24 protein-coding genes are annotated in these 12,228 nt (G+C 65.6%); all 24 read right to left on the bottom strand.

The annotated features are described in order from the left end of the window. Positions 1 to 12: 12 nt before the first annotated feature. Positions 13 to 369 (bottom strand): 30S ribosomal protein S13, encoded by a 357-nt coding sequence (gene rpsM, locus ACW5E8_RS11970; RefSeq protein WP_456965763.1) that lies wholly within the window; start codon positions 367 to 369, stop codon positions 13 to 15. Positions 370 to 713: 344 nt separating this feature from the next. Continuing rightward, positions 714 to 2,051 (bottom strand): preprotein translocase subunit SecY, encoded by a 1,338-nt coding sequence (gene secY, locus ACW5E8_RS11965; RefSeq protein ID WP_456965762.1) that lies wholly within the window; start codon positions 2,049 to 2,051, stop codon positions 714 to 716. Between the two features lie 7 nt (positions 2,052 to 2,058). Beyond that, the gene (gene rplO / locus ACW5E8_RS11960; RefSeq protein ID WP_456965761.1) at positions 2,059 to 2,493 is read right to left on the bottom strand and encodes a 50S ribosomal protein L15; all 435 of its coding nucleotides are present in this window, start codon (positions 2,491 to 2,493) and stop codon (positions 2,059 to 2,061) included. A 4-nt stretch (positions 2,494 to 2,497) separates the two neighbouring features. Next, positions 2,498 to 2,695 carry a 50S ribosomal protein L30 gene (gene rpmD / locus ACW5E8_RS11955; protein ID WP_144892887.1) on the bottom strand — a complete coding sequence of 66 codons (198 nt, stop codon included), beginning with the start codon at positions 2,693 to 2,695 and terminating at the stop codon, positions 2,498 to 2,500. Further along, a complete protein-coding gene (gene rpsE, locus ACW5E8_RS11950) occupies positions 2,688 to 3,227 on the bottom strand; it encodes a 30S ribosomal protein S5 (RefSeq protein ID WP_456965760.1) in 540 nt (179 codons plus the stop codon). The genes rpmD and rpsE overlap by 8 nt, the downstream gene beginning before the upstream one ends. A gap of 176 nt (positions 3,228 to 3,403) precedes the next feature. Beyond that, complete coding sequence (gene rplR, locus ACW5E8_RS11945) at positions 3,404 to 3,757, bottom strand: 50S ribosomal protein L18 (protein ID WP_456965759.1); 354 nt, start codon at positions 3,755 to 3,757, stop codon at positions 3,404 to 3,406. Between the two features lie 29 nt (positions 3,758 to 3,786). Further along, positions 3,787 to 4,314 (bottom strand): 50S ribosomal protein L6, encoded by a 528-nt coding sequence (rplF, locus tag ACW5E8_RS11940; protein ID WP_456965758.1) that lies wholly within the window; start codon positions 4,312 to 4,314, stop codon positions 3,787 to 3,789. 13 nt (positions 4,315 to 4,327) lie between these two features. Beyond that, complete coding sequence (gene rpsH / locus ACW5E8_RS11935) at positions 4,328 to 4,723, bottom strand: 30S ribosomal protein S8 (protein WP_456965757.1); 396 nt, start codon at positions 4,721 to 4,723, stop codon at positions 4,328 to 4,330. A gap of 84 nt (positions 4,724 to 4,807) precedes the next feature. After that, the gene (gene rpsN, locus ACW5E8_RS11930) at positions 4,808 to 5,113 is read right to left on the bottom strand and encodes a 30S ribosomal protein S14 (protein WP_456965756.1); all 306 of its coding nucleotides are present in this window, start codon (positions 5,111 to 5,113) and stop codon (positions 4,808 to 4,810) included. 21 nt (positions 5,114 to 5,134) lie between these two features. Continuing rightward, positions 5,135 to 5,674, bottom strand: a complete 540-nt coding sequence (gene rplE, locus ACW5E8_RS11925) for a 50S ribosomal protein L5 (protein ID WP_456965755.1) — start codon at positions 5,672 to 5,674, stop codon at positions 5,135 to 5,137. A 10-nt stretch (positions 5,675 to 5,684) separates the two neighbouring features. After that, positions 5,685 to 5,999: a 50S ribosomal protein L24 gene (gene rplX, locus ACW5E8_RS11920; RefSeq protein WP_132985261.1), complete on the bottom strand. Its 315-nt coding sequence runs from the start codon at positions 5,997 to 5,999 to the stop codon at positions 5,685 to 5,687. A 22-nt stretch (positions 6,000 to 6,021) separates the two neighbouring features. Continuing rightward, on the bottom strand, positions 6,022 to 6,390 hold the full coding sequence (rplN, locus tag ACW5E8_RS11915) for a 50S ribosomal protein L14 (protein ID WP_456965754.1): 369 nt from the start codon (positions 6,388 to 6,390) through the stop codon (positions 6,022 to 6,024). A 12-nt stretch (positions 6,391 to 6,402) separates the two neighbouring features. After that, entirely contained in the window at positions 6,403 to 6,669 is a 267-nt protein-coding gene (gene rpsQ, locus ACW5E8_RS11910; RefSeq protein WP_132985263.1) for a 30S ribosomal protein S17, read from the bottom strand. Positions 6,670 to 6,682: 13 nt separating this feature from the next. Beyond that, the gene (gene rpmC, locus ACW5E8_RS11905) at positions 6,683 to 6,868 is read right to left on the bottom strand and encodes a 50S ribosomal protein L29 (protein WP_132985264.1); all 186 of its coding nucleotides are present in this window, start codon (positions 6,866 to 6,868) and stop codon (positions 6,683 to 6,685) included. After that, complete coding sequence (gene rplP / locus ACW5E8_RS11900; protein ID WP_456965753.1) at positions 6,868 to 7,281, bottom strand: 50S ribosomal protein L16; 414 nt, start codon at positions 7,279 to 7,281, stop codon at positions 6,868 to 6,870. Before rplP ends, rpmC begins: the two co-directional genes overlap by 1 nt. A gap of 3 nt (positions 7,282 to 7,284) precedes the next feature. Further along, positions 7,285 to 8,025 carry a 30S ribosomal protein S3 gene (gene rpsC / locus ACW5E8_RS11895; RefSeq protein ID WP_456965752.1) on the bottom strand — a complete coding sequence of 247 codons (741 nt, stop codon included), beginning with the start codon at positions 8,023 to 8,025 and terminating at the stop codon, positions 7,285 to 7,287. A gap of 4 nt (positions 8,026 to 8,029) precedes the next feature. Then, complete coding sequence (rplV, locus tag ACW5E8_RS11890; RefSeq protein WP_199363299.1) at positions 8,030 to 8,365, bottom strand: 50S ribosomal protein L22; 336 nt, start codon at positions 8,363 to 8,365, stop codon at positions 8,030 to 8,032. A 10-nt stretch (positions 8,366 to 8,375) separates the two neighbouring features. Then, a complete protein-coding gene (gene rpsS, locus ACW5E8_RS11885) occupies positions 8,376 to 8,642 on the bottom strand; it encodes a 30S ribosomal protein S19 (RefSeq protein WP_132985268.1) in 267 nt (88 codons plus the stop codon). 6 nt (positions 8,643 to 8,648) lie between these two features. Beyond that, on the bottom strand, positions 8,649 to 9,476 hold the full coding sequence (rplB, locus tag ACW5E8_RS11880) for a 50S ribosomal protein L2 (protein ID WP_456965751.1): 828 nt from the start codon (positions 9,474 to 9,476) through the stop codon (positions 8,649 to 8,651). A gap of 10 nt (positions 9,477 to 9,486) precedes the next feature. Then, entirely contained in the window at positions 9,487 to 9,786 is a 300-nt protein-coding gene (gene rplW, locus ACW5E8_RS11875; protein ID WP_456965750.1) for a 50S ribosomal protein L23, read from the bottom strand. Then, positions 9,783 to 10,388: a 50S ribosomal protein L4 gene (gene rplD, locus ACW5E8_RS11870; RefSeq protein ID WP_456966009.1), complete on the bottom strand. Its 606-nt coding sequence runs from the start codon at positions 10,386 to 10,388 to the stop codon at positions 9,783 to 9,785. The genes rplW and rplD overlap by 4 nt, the downstream gene beginning before the upstream one ends. A 12-nt stretch (positions 10,389 to 10,400) precedes the next feature. Then, entirely contained in the window at positions 10,401 to 11,054 is a 654-nt protein-coding gene (gene rplC, locus ACW5E8_RS11865; protein ID WP_456965749.1) for a 50S ribosomal protein L3, read from the bottom strand. A gap of 10 nt (positions 11,055 to 11,064) precedes the next feature. After that, complete coding sequence (rpsJ, locus tag ACW5E8_RS11860) at positions 11,065 to 11,376, bottom strand: 30S ribosomal protein S10 (RefSeq protein ID WP_024891232.1); 312 nt, start codon at positions 11,374 to 11,376, stop codon at positions 11,065 to 11,067. 470 nt (positions 11,377 to 11,846) lie between these two features. Then, positions 11,847 to 12,228, bottom strand: a 382-nt coding sequence (locus ACW5E8_RS11855) for an EF-Tu C-terminal domain-related protein (RefSeq protein ID WP_456965748.1), incomplete at its 5' end; no start/stop codon positions are given.

The raw sequence follows: 12,228 nt of genomic DNA, 5'->3' as shown, positions 1-12,228 counted from the left end.
GGTCGTGGTTCCTTATTTCCTGATGGCCTTGCGCGGACCCTTGCGGGTGCGTGCATTGGTCCGGGTGCGCTGGCCGCGCAGGGGGAGGCCACGGCGATGACGCAGGCCGCGGTAGCAGGCCAGGTCCATCAGACGCTTGATGGCCATGCCGATCTCGCGGCGCAGGTCGCCCTCGACCACGTACTTGCCGACTTCGGCGCGCAGGCGCTCGACGTCAGGCTCCGACAGGTCGCGGATCTTGGTGCTCGACGACACGCCTGCGGCTTCGCAGACCTGCTTCGAACGGGTACGGCCAATGCCGTAGATGCTTTGCAGCCCGACCCAGACGTGCTTCTGGGCAGGCAGGTTGACACCTGCAATACGCGCCATGCGCGGATCTCCAACTGATTGGGGCGGCCGGACGGGTAATCCGGCGCAGTGAACAAGAAATTGTATCAGGATCCCGGGGTGCAAGGAAGCCCGCGGCCGCCAACGGCGTCCGACAAGCCCGGCATGGGGAGTGTGCCCATGCTCCGGCGAAGGTTCCCGACTGGACTGGACCCCTTTCGGAGCCCTGCCCGCCCGTCGCTACTCTGGCGCCGGGACTGGCCTGGAACCACCTGCGCGCGGGACCGCCACGCAAGTCGCCCATCAAGGCCCCGCCGTGACACGGCCGGGCCTGGATCCCTGGAGACACCGGCCATGCCGGGCACCACGGGATCCGTTTTGAATCTTCAGCCGCGCGGCAAGCCGCGCGCGCCACCCTTCAGGTTCGCCTTCTTCAACAGGCTCTCGTACTGGTGCGACATCAGGTGGGCCTGGATCTGGGAGATGAAGTCCATCACCACCACCACCACGATCAGCAGCGACGTGCCGCCGAAGTAGAACGACGCATTCAGCTCGGTGCGCATGAACTCCGGCAGCAGGCAGACCAGCACCAGGTAGGTCGCGCCGGCGGCGGTGAGCCGCGTCAGCACGCCATCGATGTAGTCGGCCGTGGCCTTGCCCGGACGGATGCCCGGGATCAGCGCGCCGGACTTCTTCAGGTTGTCCGCGGTTTCCTGCGAGTTGAAGACCAGCGCAGTATAGAAGAACGTGAAACCGGCGATCAGGCCCGCGTACAGCAGGATGTAGAGCGGCTCGCCGGGCGACAGCGCCTGGCTTACCCGCTGCAGCCAGGTCGCCGAACCCGCCTGGCTGAACCAGGTCGAGGCCGTGGCCGGGAACATGATGATCGACGACGCGAAGATCGCCGGGATCACGCCGGCCATGTTGAGCTTCAGCGGCAGGAAGGAGCTCTGGTTCATGTACGCGTTGCGACCGCCCTGGCGGCGCGCGTAGTTCACCGTGATCCGGCGCTGGCCACGCTCGACGAACACCACGAAGTAGGTGAAGGCGGCCACGATCAGCGCGATCAGGATCACCGCGATCGGACTCATGTCGCCGTTGCGGGCGGCCTCGAACGTGGTGATGACGGCGCTCGGGAGCCCCGCCACGATGCCGGCGAAGATGATCAGCGACACGCCGTTGCCGACGCCGCGCTCGGTCACCTGCTCGCCCAGCCAGACCAGGAACATGGTGCCGGCGGTCAGCGCGATGATGGCGGTGAGGATGAAGCCGAGGCCGGGCGCATAGGCCACGCCCTGGCTCTGCAGCATCGTCGCGATGCCCGCCGCCTGGAAGATCGCCAGCGGGATGGCGCCGATGCGCGACCACTGGGTGATGCGGCGGCGGCCGGACTCGCCTTCCTTCTGGATCGCCTTCAGGCTCGGGACGATCTGCACGAGCATCTGGATAATGATCGACGCCGAGATGTAGGGGATCACGTTGAGCGCGAACAGGCTGAAGCGCTCGAGCGCACCACCGGAGAACATGTTGAACATGTCCACGATGGTGCCTTCGGTCTGCTCCATCAGGCGCAGCATGGCATCGGGATTGACGCCCGGCACCGGTATGTAGCACCCGACGCGGTAGACGATCAACGCCCCGAGGACGAACAGCAGGCGCTGGCGCAGCTCGGTGAACTTGCCGAGCCCGCCCATGCCCCCCATTGCGCTGCCGCTGCGTGCCATGCGCTGCTTACTCCTCGACCTTGCCGCCGGCGGCTTCGATCGCCGCGCGGGCACCGGCCGTGGCCAGCACGCCCTTCAGCACGAGGGCCTTGGTGGCCTCGCCCTTCAGGACGATCTTGGCGCGCTTGGCCGTGGCCGGCACCAGCTTCGCGGCGCGCAGCGCCTTGAAGTCGATGACGCCTTCCAGGCGCTCGAGCTGGTACAGCATGACCTCGGCGGTGTCGCCGGCGATGCGCGAGCGGAAGCCGACCTTGGGCAGGCGCTTGCGCAGCGGCATCTGGCCGCCTTCGAAGCCGGCCTTGATCTTGCCCTTGCCCGAGCGGGCGAAGGAACCCTTGTGGCCGCGGCCGGCGGTCTTGCCGAGGCCGGAGCCGATGCCGCGGCCGACGCGCTTGCGATCGGTGCGGGCGCCCTCTGCGGGCTGCATGGTGTTGAGCTTCATGTGCTTATTCCTCGACCCGGACCAGGTAGTGGACCTTGTTGATGAGGCCACGGACCTGGGGGCTGTCCTTCAGTTCGCGGACGCTGTTGAGCTTGCCCAGGCCCAGGGCCTTGACGGACAGGCGGTGCTTGGCCTGCGAGCCGCGCAGACCCTTGACCAGGCGCACCTTGACGGTGCCGGTGCCGGCTTCGTTCTTAGCCATGGACGATGTCCTCCACCTTCTTGCCGCGCTTGGCCGCGATGTCGCCAGGCGAGTGCATGCCGGCCAGGCCCTTGACGGTGGCCCGGACGAGGTTGATCGGGTTGCGCGAGCCGACGGCCTTCGCCAGCACGTCCTTCACGCCGACCGCTTCGAGCACGGCGCGCATGGCACCACCGGCGATCACGCCGGTACCTTCGGACGCGGGCTGCATGAACACGCGGGCGGCGCCGTGGCCGGCCTTCACCGTGTGGTACAGCGTGGCGCCGTTGAGGTGCACGGAGGTCATGTTCCGGCGGGCCTGCTCCATCGACTTCTGGATGGCAACCGGGACCTCGCGGGCCTTGCCGTAGCCGAAGCCGACCTTGCCGGCGCCGTCGCCGACGACCGTCAGCGCGGTGAAGGTGAACTGGCGGCCACCCTTGACGGTCTTGCTGACACGGTTGACCGTGATCAGCTTCTCGATCATGCCGTCGTCGATTTCTTCGCGGTTGCGGTCGCGGTCACGACCGCGCGGTGCGCGTTCTTCTGCCATTTCGATGCTGCCTGTATGTATTGAGGGATGTACGGCTCGTGGCCGCTTATGGTTGTGGTGTGGATCGGTGGACCGCGGCCCCGGGCAGAAGCCGGGAGGCGTCCGATGCAGCCCGCATCGGCAGGAGGCAAAGGGTGGGGACGGCGCCCCACCCTTTCAACACATTGTCTTGACGCTTAGAACTGCAGGCCACCTTCGCGCGCGGCGTCGGCCAGGGCCTTGATCCGCCCATGATACCTGTAACCGGAGCGATCGAAGGCAACTGATTCGATGCCGGCGGCCTTGGCCTTCTCGGCGATCGCGTGGCCGACCTTGGTCGCGGCTTCGGTGTTGCGGCCGTTCTTCAGGCCGTCGCGCACGTCGGCCTGGGTGGTGCTGGCCGAAGCCAGGACCTTCGAGCCGTCGGCGCTGAACAGCTGCGCGTACAGGTGCTGGCCGGTGCGCAGCACCGACAGGCGCGGGACGCCCAGTTCGCGGATGTGCGCGCGCGTCGACTTGGCGCGGCGCAGGCGGGCAATTTTCTTCTGCATGGTCTCGTTCTCCGAAAGCTGAAGGCCGATCAGGCCTTCTTGGCTTCCTTGCGGATGATGTTCTCGCCGGCGTACTTGACGCCCTTGCCCTTGTACGGCTCCGGCGGACGGTAGCCGCGGATCTTGGCTGCCACTTCGCCGACCTGCTGCTTGTCGGCGCCGTTGACCACGATCTCGGTCTGGGTCGGCGTGCTGATGGTGATACCCGCCGGCGGCTTGAACAGCACCGGATGGGAGAAGCCCAGCGACAGGTTCAGGTCCTGGCCCTGCATGGCGGCGCGGTAACCGACGCCCACCAGCTCGAGCTTGCGCTCGAAGCCTTCGGAAACGCCCTGCACCATGTTGGCGATGACCGAGCGCATGGTGCCGGTGATGGCCATGTCGGCCGGGGTCGCCGGCGACAGAACGGCCTGGCCGTCCTCCATGGTGAACTCGACGCCGGCCGGCATCGCCATCGACAGCGAGCCCTTCGGGCCCTTGGTCGCGACGGTACCGTCCTGGATCTTCAGCTCGACGCCCTTCGGAAGGGTGATCGGCTTCTTGGCAATTCGGGACATTGCGGTTACTCCCTTAGGCCACGAAGCACAGGACCTCGCCGCCGACGCCCTGCTGGCGTGCCTGCGTATCGGTCATGATGCCCTTCGAGGTGGAGATGATGGCGATGCCGAGGCCGTTGAGGACCTTCGGCAGCTCGGACTTGCCGCGGTAATGGCGCAGGCCCGAGCGCGAAATGCGCTGCATGCGCTCGATGACCGGACGGCCCTCGTAGTACTTCAGCACGATCTCGAGTTCGGCCTTGGCGCCGTTCTCGGTCACGTGCGCACCGGCGATGTAGCCTTCGTCCTGCAGCACCTTGGCGATGGCCACCTTGGTCTTGGAGGACGGCATCTTCACCGTCGGCTTGCCGACAGCCGCCGCATTGCGCATGCGGGTCAGCATATCGGCGATGGGATCAGTCATGCTCATTGATAGTTGCCTTATGAGTGCACCGATATCCGCAGGATTGCGAATTCGTGTTGGACCGGCCCATCGGGCCGGCTTGACGCAGTGTTACCAGCTGGCCTTGCGCAGGCCGGGGACGTCGCCACGCATGGTGGCTTCGCGCAGCTTGTTGCGGCCCAGGCCGAACTTGCTGTAAACGGCGCGCGGACGGCCGGTCAGCGCGCAGCGGGTGGTCTGGCGCGAGGGCGAGGAGTCGCGGGGCAGCTTCTGCAGCTTGACCGCGGCCTCCATCTTGTCCTCGAAGCTCGCCGACTCGCTGCTGACGATCTTCTTCAGCTCGTCGCGCTTGGCGGCGAACTTCTTCGCCAGCTTCGCGCGCTTCACTTCGCGGTTGACCATCGAGGTCTTTGCCATGGTGTGTTGTCCTGAAGTCTGTTAGCGGAACGGGAAGCGGAAGGCCTCGAGCAGCGCCTTGGCTTCTTCGTTGGTCTTCGCCGTCGTGGTGATGGCGATGTCCATGCCACGCAGGGCGTCGACCTGGTCGAAGTCGATCTCCGGGAAGATGATCTGCTCCTTCACGCCCATGTTGTAGTTGCCACGGCCGTCGAACGAGCGGGCCGAGACGCCACGGAAGTCGCGGACGCGCGGCAGCGCGACGTTGACCAGGCGGTCGAAGAACTCGTACATCCGGGCGCGACGCAGCGTGACCTTGCAGCCGATCGGCCAGCCGTCACGGATCTTGAACGACGCCACCGAAACGCGCGACTTCGTCACCAGCGCCTTCTGGCCGGAGATCTTGGCCATGTCGGCGGTCGCGTGCTCGAGCACCTTCTTGTTTGCGGCAGCCTCGCCCACGCCCATGTTGAGCGTGATCTTGCTCAGGCGCGGAACCTGCATCGGATTCGTGTAGCCGAACTGCTCGGTGAGCTTCGGCACCACTTCTTCCTTGTAGAACTTTTCCAGGCGGGTCGTCATTTCACATTCCTCAGGCGTCAATCGCCTCACCGCTCGAGCGGAACACGCGTACGCGGCGTCCATCCTCGAGGATCTTGGTACCAATGCGCTCGCCCTTGCCGCTGGCAGGGTTGAAGTGCATCACGTTCGACGCGTCGACCGGCGCTTCGCGCTCGATCACGCCACCGGGCTGGTTGGCCTGGGGGTTGGGCTTGGTGTGGCGCTTGATGATGTTCACGTTGGAGACGACGACCTTGTCGCCGAGCACGCGAACCACCTCGCCCTGCTTGCCCTTGTCCTTGCCGGCGGTGACGATCACGCGGTCACCCTTCTTGATACGGTTCATGTTGGCTTCCTCTTCGACCGGCTCAGAGCACTTCGGGTGCGAGCGAGACGATCTTCATGAACTTCTCGGAGCGCAGCTCGCGGGTCACAGGCCCGAAGATGCGGGTGCCGATCGGCTCCTGCTTGTTGTTGAGCAGCACGGCGGCGTTGCCGTCGAAGCGGATCAGCGAGCCGTCGGCACGGCGGACACCCTTGCGGGTGCGCACCACGACGGCGTCGTAGACTTCGCCCTTCTTGACCTTGCCGCGCGGAATGGCGTCCTTGATGGACACCTTGATGATGTCGCCGATGCCGGCGTAACGGCGCTTCGAGCCGCCCAGCACCTTGATGCACATCACTTCCTTGGCGCCGGAATTGTCGGCCACGGTGAGGTGGCTCTGCATCTGGATCATTTCGGAGCCTCCTTATTCAGCCGCGCGCGCGACGATTTCCACGACGCGCCAGTTCTTGGTCTTGGACATCGGCGCGATTTCCACCACGCGGACGGTATCGCCCTCGCTGCAGGAGTTCTCGGCGTCGTGGGCGTGCAGCTTGGTCGAGCGACGGATGTACTTGCCGTACAGCGCGTGCTTGACCTGACGCTCAACGAGCACCGTCACGGTCTTGTCCATCTTGTTGCTGACAACGCGGCCTTCGACCGTGCGCAGCTTCTTTTCGGTGTTTTCGGTCATGTCTGCCCGGTCCTTACTGCTTCGCGCCGAGCAGGGTGTTGACGCGAGCAATCTCGCGGCGTACCCGACGGGCGTCGTGGGTCTTGGCGAGCTGGCCGGTCGCCTTCTGCATGCGCAGCGAGAACTGCTCTTTCTGCAGCTCGAGAAGGTGCGCCTTCAGATCGTCCGAAGACTTCTGGCGGAGTTCCTTGATGTCCATCAGCGCACCGTCCGGGTCACGAAAGTGGTGGTGACCGAGAGCTTGGCGGCAGCCAGGCGGAACGCCTCGCGTGCGGTCGCCTCGTCGACGCCCTCGATCTCGTAGATCATGCGGCCGGGCTGGATCTGGGCGACCCAGAACTCCACGTTGCCCTTGCCCGAGCCCATGCGGACTTCGATGGGCTTCTTGCTGATCGGCTTGTCGGGAAACACGCGGATCCACATCTTGCCGCCGCGCTTCACGTGGCGACTGATGGCGCGGCGCGCGGATTCGATCTGGCGTGCGGTCAGCTGGCCGGTCTGGGTGGCCTTGAGGCCGTACTCGCCGAAGCTGACGGCGTTGCCGCTCCACGCCAGGCCGTCGTTGCGGCCCTTGTGCATCTTGCGGTATTTGGTTCGCTTGGGTTGCAGCATGACTTAGTCCCTCGCCTCGCGATCACGACGCGGGCCACGCGGACGATCGCGGTCACCGCGGTCGCCACGTTCGCCACGCGGCGAATCGTCCTGCTTTTCCTGGCCGACCTGGGCGAAGTCGAAGATCTCGCCCTTGTAGATCCAGGTCTTGATTCCAATGATGCCGTACTGGGTCTTCGCCTCGGCGAAGCCGTAGTCGACGTCGGCGCGGAGCGTATGCAGCGGCACGCGACCTTCGCGGTACCACTCCGAACGCGCGATCTCGGCGCCGTTGAGGCGGCCGGCGACGTTGACCTTGATGCCCAGCGCGCCCAGGCGCATCGCGTTGCCGACGGCGCGCTTCATCGCGCGGCGGAACATGATGCGGCGCTCGAGCTGCTGTGCGATCGACTCGGCGACCAGCTGCGCGTCAAGCTCCGGCTTGCGGACCTCGGTGACGTTGATGTGCGCCGGGACGCCCATCATCGCGCTGACTTCCTTGCGCAGCTTCTCGATGTCCTCACCGCGCTTGCCGATCACCACGCCCGGACGGGCGGTGTGGATCGTGACGCGCGCCGACTTCGAGGGCCGCTCGATCATGATGCGGCTGATGCCGGCCGCGGCCAGCTTCTTGCGAAGCATCTCGCGGACCTTCAGGTCCGAGACCAGATAGTCGGCGTAATCCTTCTTGCCGGCGTACCACTTGGAATTCCAGTCCTTGGAAATGCCCAGGCGGAAGCCGATGGGATGAACTTTGTGACCCATATGCTTACTTCCCCTCGCCGACAACGACGGTAATGTGGCTGGTGCGCTTGAGGATCCGCGTGCCGCGACCCTTCGCCCGCGCCATGAAGCGCTTCAGCGTCGGGCCTTCGTCGACCATGATCGCCTTGACCTTGAGCTCGTCGACGTCCGCGCCGAGGTTGTTCTCGGCATTGGAGGTGGCCGAATACACGACCTTGTAGATCAGGTGGGCGGCCTTCTTGTCGCTGAACTTCAGCAGGTCGAGGGCGCGCGAGGCCGAGAGGCCACGGACCTGGTCGGCGACCAGTCGTGCCTTCTGCGGGGAGATGCGCACGGTGCGCAGGATTGCTTTCGCTTCCATCGTCATCTCCTTAACGCGACTTCTTGTCGCCGCCATGACCCTTGAAGGTCCTGGTCAGGGCGAACTCGCCGAGCTTGTGGCCAACCATGTTCTCGTTGACGAGCACCGGGACGTGGTTGCGGCCGTTGTGGACGGCGATGGTGAAGCCCACCATCTCCGGGAGCACCATCGAACGGCGCGACCAGGTCTTGATCGGACGCTTAGTGTTGCCCGCGGCCTCCACCTTCTTGACGAGGTGGTGGTCGACGAACGGGCCCTTCTTGAGTGAACGTGCCATTGTCGATTAGCTCCTACGGTCGCGCACGATGAACTGCTGCGTCCGCTTGTTGTGTCGGGTCTTGTAACCCTTGGTCGGCACGCCCCACGGGGTGACCGGATGCGGGTTGCCCTGGCCGGCCTTCGCCTCGCCACCGCCGTGCGGATGGTCGACCGGGTTCATGGCGGCACCACGCACGGTCGGCTTGATGCCGCGCCAGCGCTTCGCGCCCGCCTTGCCCAGCTTCTGCAGGTTGTGCTCGACGTTGCCGACTTCACCGATCGTGGCGCGGCACTCGCTCGGGACGCGACGCATCTCGCCCGAACGCAGGCGCAGGGTGGCGTAGACGCCTTCGCGGGCGACCAGCTGCACGCCGGCTCCGGCGGCACGGGCGATCTGCGCGCCCTTGCCCGGCTTCATCTCGATGCAGTGCACGGTGGAACCGACCGGGATGTTGCGCAGCGGCAGGCTGTTGCCGGCGCGGATCGGGGCATCGTTGCCCGCGATCACCTGGTCGCCGGCCTTCAGGCCCTTGGGCGCGATGATGTAGCGGCGCTCACCGTCCACGTACAGCAGCAGCGCGATGTGCGCGGTGCGGTTGGGGTCGTACTCGAGCCGCTCGACGCGCGCGGGAATGCCTTCCTTGTCGCGCTTGAAGTCGATGATGCGGTAATGCTGCTTGTGGCCACCACCCATGTGGCGGGTGGTGATGCGACCGTGGTGGTTGCGGCCACCGGTCTTGCTCTGCGGCTCGAGCAGCGGCGCGTACGGCGCGCCCTTGTGCAGCTCGGGCGCGACCACGCGTACCGCGGAGCGGCGACCGGCAGAGGTGGGCTTGAATTTCATCAATGGCATGGGAGCTTCCTCAGGCCTTGGTGTTCATGACGTCGATCGACTGGCCATCGGCGAGCGTCACGTACGCCTTGCGCCAGTCGCCGCGACGGCCGTTGCGGTTGCGGAAGGCCTTTTGCTTGCCCTTCACGTTCAACACGTTGACCGCCTCGACCTTGACGTCGAACAGCTTTTCAACCGCGATCTTGATGTCGGCCTTCGTTGCATCGGTCGCCACTTCGAACGCGTACTGGTTGGACACTTCCTGCAGGCGCGCGGTCTTTTCGGACACGCGCGGCGCACGGATCAGTGCATAGAGCTTGGCGTCGTTCATGCCAGCCACTCCTCGATCTTCTTGATGGCGTCCGCGGTGACCAGCACGCTGTCGGCGCCGACCAGCGAAACCGGATCCAGGCCCTGGACGTCACGGATCTGCACATACGGCAGGTTGCGCGCCGACAGGTACAGGTGTTCCGAGCCGTCCTCGGTGACGATCAGCGGACGCCGGCCCAGCTCGAAGCCCTTCAGCTTCTCGACCAGCCCGCTGGTCTTCGTCTCATCGACCTCGAAGGTCTCGACGACCTGCAGGCGACCCTGGCGGTTGAGCTCGGAGAGGATGGCCATCATCGCCGCGCGGTACATCTTGCGGTTGACCTTCTGCTCGAAGCTGCGCGGCTTGGCCGCGAACGTCACGCCGCCGCCGACGAAGATCGGGGCCGTCAACGCGCCATGACGCGCGCCGCCGCCCTTCTGCTTCTTCGACTTCTTGGTCGTGCCACTGACTTCCGAGCGCGTCTTCTGCGCCTTGGTCCCGGCGCGGCCGGCGTTGCGATAGGCAACCACGACCTGGTGGACCAGGTCCCGGTTGAACTCGCGGCCGAACACCACCTCGGAGACCGACATCTTGCTGTTGCTACCCGTAATAGAGAGTTCCATGGTCATCTCTCCTTATCCTTTGCTCGCGGGACGCACGATCACGTCTCCGCCCGGCGCGCCCGGAACCGCACCCTTCACGGCGATCAGGCCGCGCTCGGCGTCGACCCGGACCACTTCGAGGTTCTGCGTGCTCTGGCGCACGGCACCCATGTGACCGGACATCTTCTTGCCCGGGAACACGCGGCCCGGCGTCTGGCGCTGGCCGATCGAGCCCGGCGAGCGATGCGACAGCGAGTTGCCGTGCGTCGCGTCACCCATGCTGAAGTTCCAGCGCTTGATCGTGCCCTGGAAGCCCTTGCCCTTGGTCACGCCCTGGACGTCGACCATCTGGCCCACTTCGAAAATGTCGGCCTTCACTTCGCCGCCAACCTCGAAGCCGCCGACCTGGTCGTCGGCAACGCGGAACTCCCAAAGGCCGCGACCCGCTTCGACCTTGGCCTTGGCCAGGTGACCGGCTTCGGGCTTGTTCACCAGCACCGCACGCTTGCTGCCGACGGTGACCTGCACGGCGCTGTAGCCGTCGGTCGCGCTCGTCTTCACCTGGGTGATGCGGTTGGGGGTGGCTTCGATCAGGGTCACCGGGATGGACTGGCCGTCCTCGGTGAACACCCGGCTCATGCCGGCCTTGCGGCCGACGATGCCCAACGAATGAATCTTCGCGGTCATGGTTCAGTCCTCAGGTCAGCTTGATCTGGACGTCGACGCCAGCCGCGAGCTCGAGCTTCATCAGCGCGTCCACGGTCTTGTCGTTGGGATCGACGATGTCGAGCACGCGCTTGTGCGTGCGGGTTTCGTACTGGTCACGCGCATCCTTGTCGACGTGCGGGGACGTCAGGATCGTGTAACGCTCGATTTTGGTCGGCAGGGGGATCGGGCCGCGCACTTGCGCGCCTGTCCGCTTGGCCGTTTCTACGATCTCGCTGGCAGAACGATCGATCAGTCGATGATCGAAAGCCTTCAGCCGGATCCGGATTTTCTGGTCCGCCATGACGGAATTCCTTCGTTGAAAGAGCGACGGGCCCGCGGCTGGGTGCGCGGAACCCCGGTGGATTCGATGGCCCAGGGAGGCAATGAACGCCCTCCGCAAACCGTTGCTGCAAAAAACAAGGCAGGCCGATCTACTCGGCCCGCCCAGACGGAGGAAGCGAACGTGACAATTCCCCTGGTCCGCTGGGTCCCGAAGAGCTTCGGGAGGGACCGGGGTACTGCCGCGCGACGTGTTCCATGTCTGGCGAAGACGAGGCGCATCCTGCACCTCATTTCGCAGTTCCGGCGAACTCCCGAAGGGATCCGCCGAAGTGGTCAGCGATTATAGCGGGCCCGCCAGGCAAAGCGCAACACCCGGAGAGCGGAAAAAGCCGTCGGCGTGAGCCGATGGCCGCTGGCGCTATCCGGCCCGAGGGCCGGCTCAACGGCAGCACGTATCGCGGCGGCCAACGGCCGCCGGGATACGCTGACTTACTTGATGACCTTGGCAACCACGCCCGCGCCGACCGTACGGCCACCTTCGCGGATCGCGAAGCGCAGGCCCTCGTCCATCGCGATCGGGTTGATCAGCGTCACCACCATCTTCACGTTGTCGCCCGGCATCACCATCTCGACGCCCTCCGGCAGCTCGCAGGCGCCGGTGATGTCGGTGGTGCGGAAGTAGAACTGCGGACGGTAGCCCTTGAAGAACGGCGTATGACGGCCACCCTCGTCCTTCGACAGCACGTACACCTCGGCCTCGAACTCCGTGTGCGGCTTGATCGAACCCGGCTTGCACAGCACTTGGCCGCGCTCCACGTCGTCACGCTTGGTGCCGCGCAGCAGCAGGCCGGCGTTGTCGCCCGCCTGGCCC

Source organism: Luteimonas sp. A649 (genome assembly GCF_054072735.1).
Note: the sequence above shows the minus strand (reverse complement) of the source record. Positions and strands in the feature narration are given on the sequence as shown.

Coding starts and splice junctions, on each gene's coding strand:
- rpsM (WP_456965763.1), bottom strand. CDS start 369: ATGGCGCGTATTGCAGGTGTCAACCTGCCTGCCCAGAAGCACGTCTGG.
- secY (WP_456965762.1), bottom strand. CDS start 2,051: ATGGCACGCAGCGGCAGCGCAATGGGGGGCATGGGCGGGCTCGGCAAG.
- rplO (WP_456965761.1), bottom strand. CDS start 2,493: ATGAAGCTCAACACCATGCAGCCCGCAGAGGGCGCCCGCACCGATCGC.
- rpmD (WP_144892887.1), bottom strand. CDS start 2,695: ATGGCTAAGAACGAAGCCGGCACCGGCACCGTCAAGGTGCGCCTGGTC.
- rpsE (WP_456965760.1), bottom strand. CDS start 3,227: ATGGCAGAAGAACGCGCACCGCGCGGTCGTGACCGCGACCGCAACCGC.
- rplR (WP_456965759.1), bottom strand. CDS start 3,757: ATGCAGAAGAAAATTGCCCGCCTGCGCCGCGCCAAGTCGACGCGCGCG.
- rplF (WP_456965758.1), bottom strand. CDS start 4,314: ATGTCCCGAATTGCCAAGAAGCCGATCACCCTTCCGAAGGGCGTCGAG.
- rpsH (WP_456965757.1), bottom strand. CDS start 4,723: ATGAGCATGACTGATCCCATCGCCGATATGCTGACCCGCATGCGCAAT.
- rpsN (WP_456965756.1), bottom strand. CDS start 5,113: ATGGCAAAGACCTCGATGGTCAACCGCGAAGTGAAGCGCGCGAAGCTG.
- rplE (WP_456965755.1), bottom strand. CDS start 5,674: ATGACGACCCGCCTGGAAAAGTTCTACAAGGAAGAAGTGGTGCCGAAG.
- rplX (WP_132985261.1), bottom strand. CDS start 5,999: ATGAACCGTATCAAGAAGGGTGACCGCGTGATCGTCACCGCCGGCAAG.
- rplN (WP_456965754.1), bottom strand. CDS start 6,390: ATGATCCAGATGCAGAGCCACCTCACCGTGGCCGACAATTCCGGCGCC.
- rpsQ (WP_132985263.1), bottom strand. CDS start 6,669: ATGACCGAAAACACCGAAAAGAAGCTGCGCACGGTCGAAGGCCGCGTT.
- rpmC (WP_132985264.1), bottom strand. CDS start 6,868: ATGGACATCAAGGAACTCCGCCAGAAGTCTTCGGACGATCTGAAGGCG.
- rplP (WP_456965753.1), bottom strand. CDS start 7,281: ATGCTGCAACCCAAGCGAACCAAATACCGCAAGATGCACAAGGGCCGC.
- rpsC (WP_456965752.1), bottom strand. CDS start 8,025: ATGGGTCACAAAGTTCATCCCATCGGCTTCCGCCTGGGCATTTCCAAG.
- rplV (WP_199363299.1), bottom strand. CDS start 8,365: ATGGAAGCGAAAGCAATCCTGCGCACCGTGCGCATCTCCCCGCAGAAG.
- rpsS (WP_132985268.1), bottom strand. CDS start 8,642: ATGGCACGTTCACTCAAGAAGGGCCCGTTCGTCGACCACCACCTCGTC.
- rplB (WP_456965751.1), bottom strand. CDS start 9,476: ATGCCATTGATGAAATTCAAGCCCACCTCTGCCGGTCGCCGCTCCGCG.
- rplW (WP_456965750.1), bottom strand. CDS start 9,786: ATGAACGACGCCAAGCTCTATGCACTGATCCGTGCGCCGCGCGTGTCC.
- rplD (WP_456966009.1), bottom strand. CDS start 10,388: ATGGAACTCTCTATTACGGGTAGCAACAGCAAGATGTCGGTCTCCGAG.
- rplC (WP_456965749.1), bottom strand. CDS start 11,054: ATGACCGCGAAGATTCATTCGTTGGGCATCGTCGGCCGCAAGGCCGGC.
- rpsJ (WP_024891232.1), bottom strand. CDS start 11,376: ATGGCGGACCAGAAAATCCGGATCCGGCTGAAGGCTTTCGATCATCGA.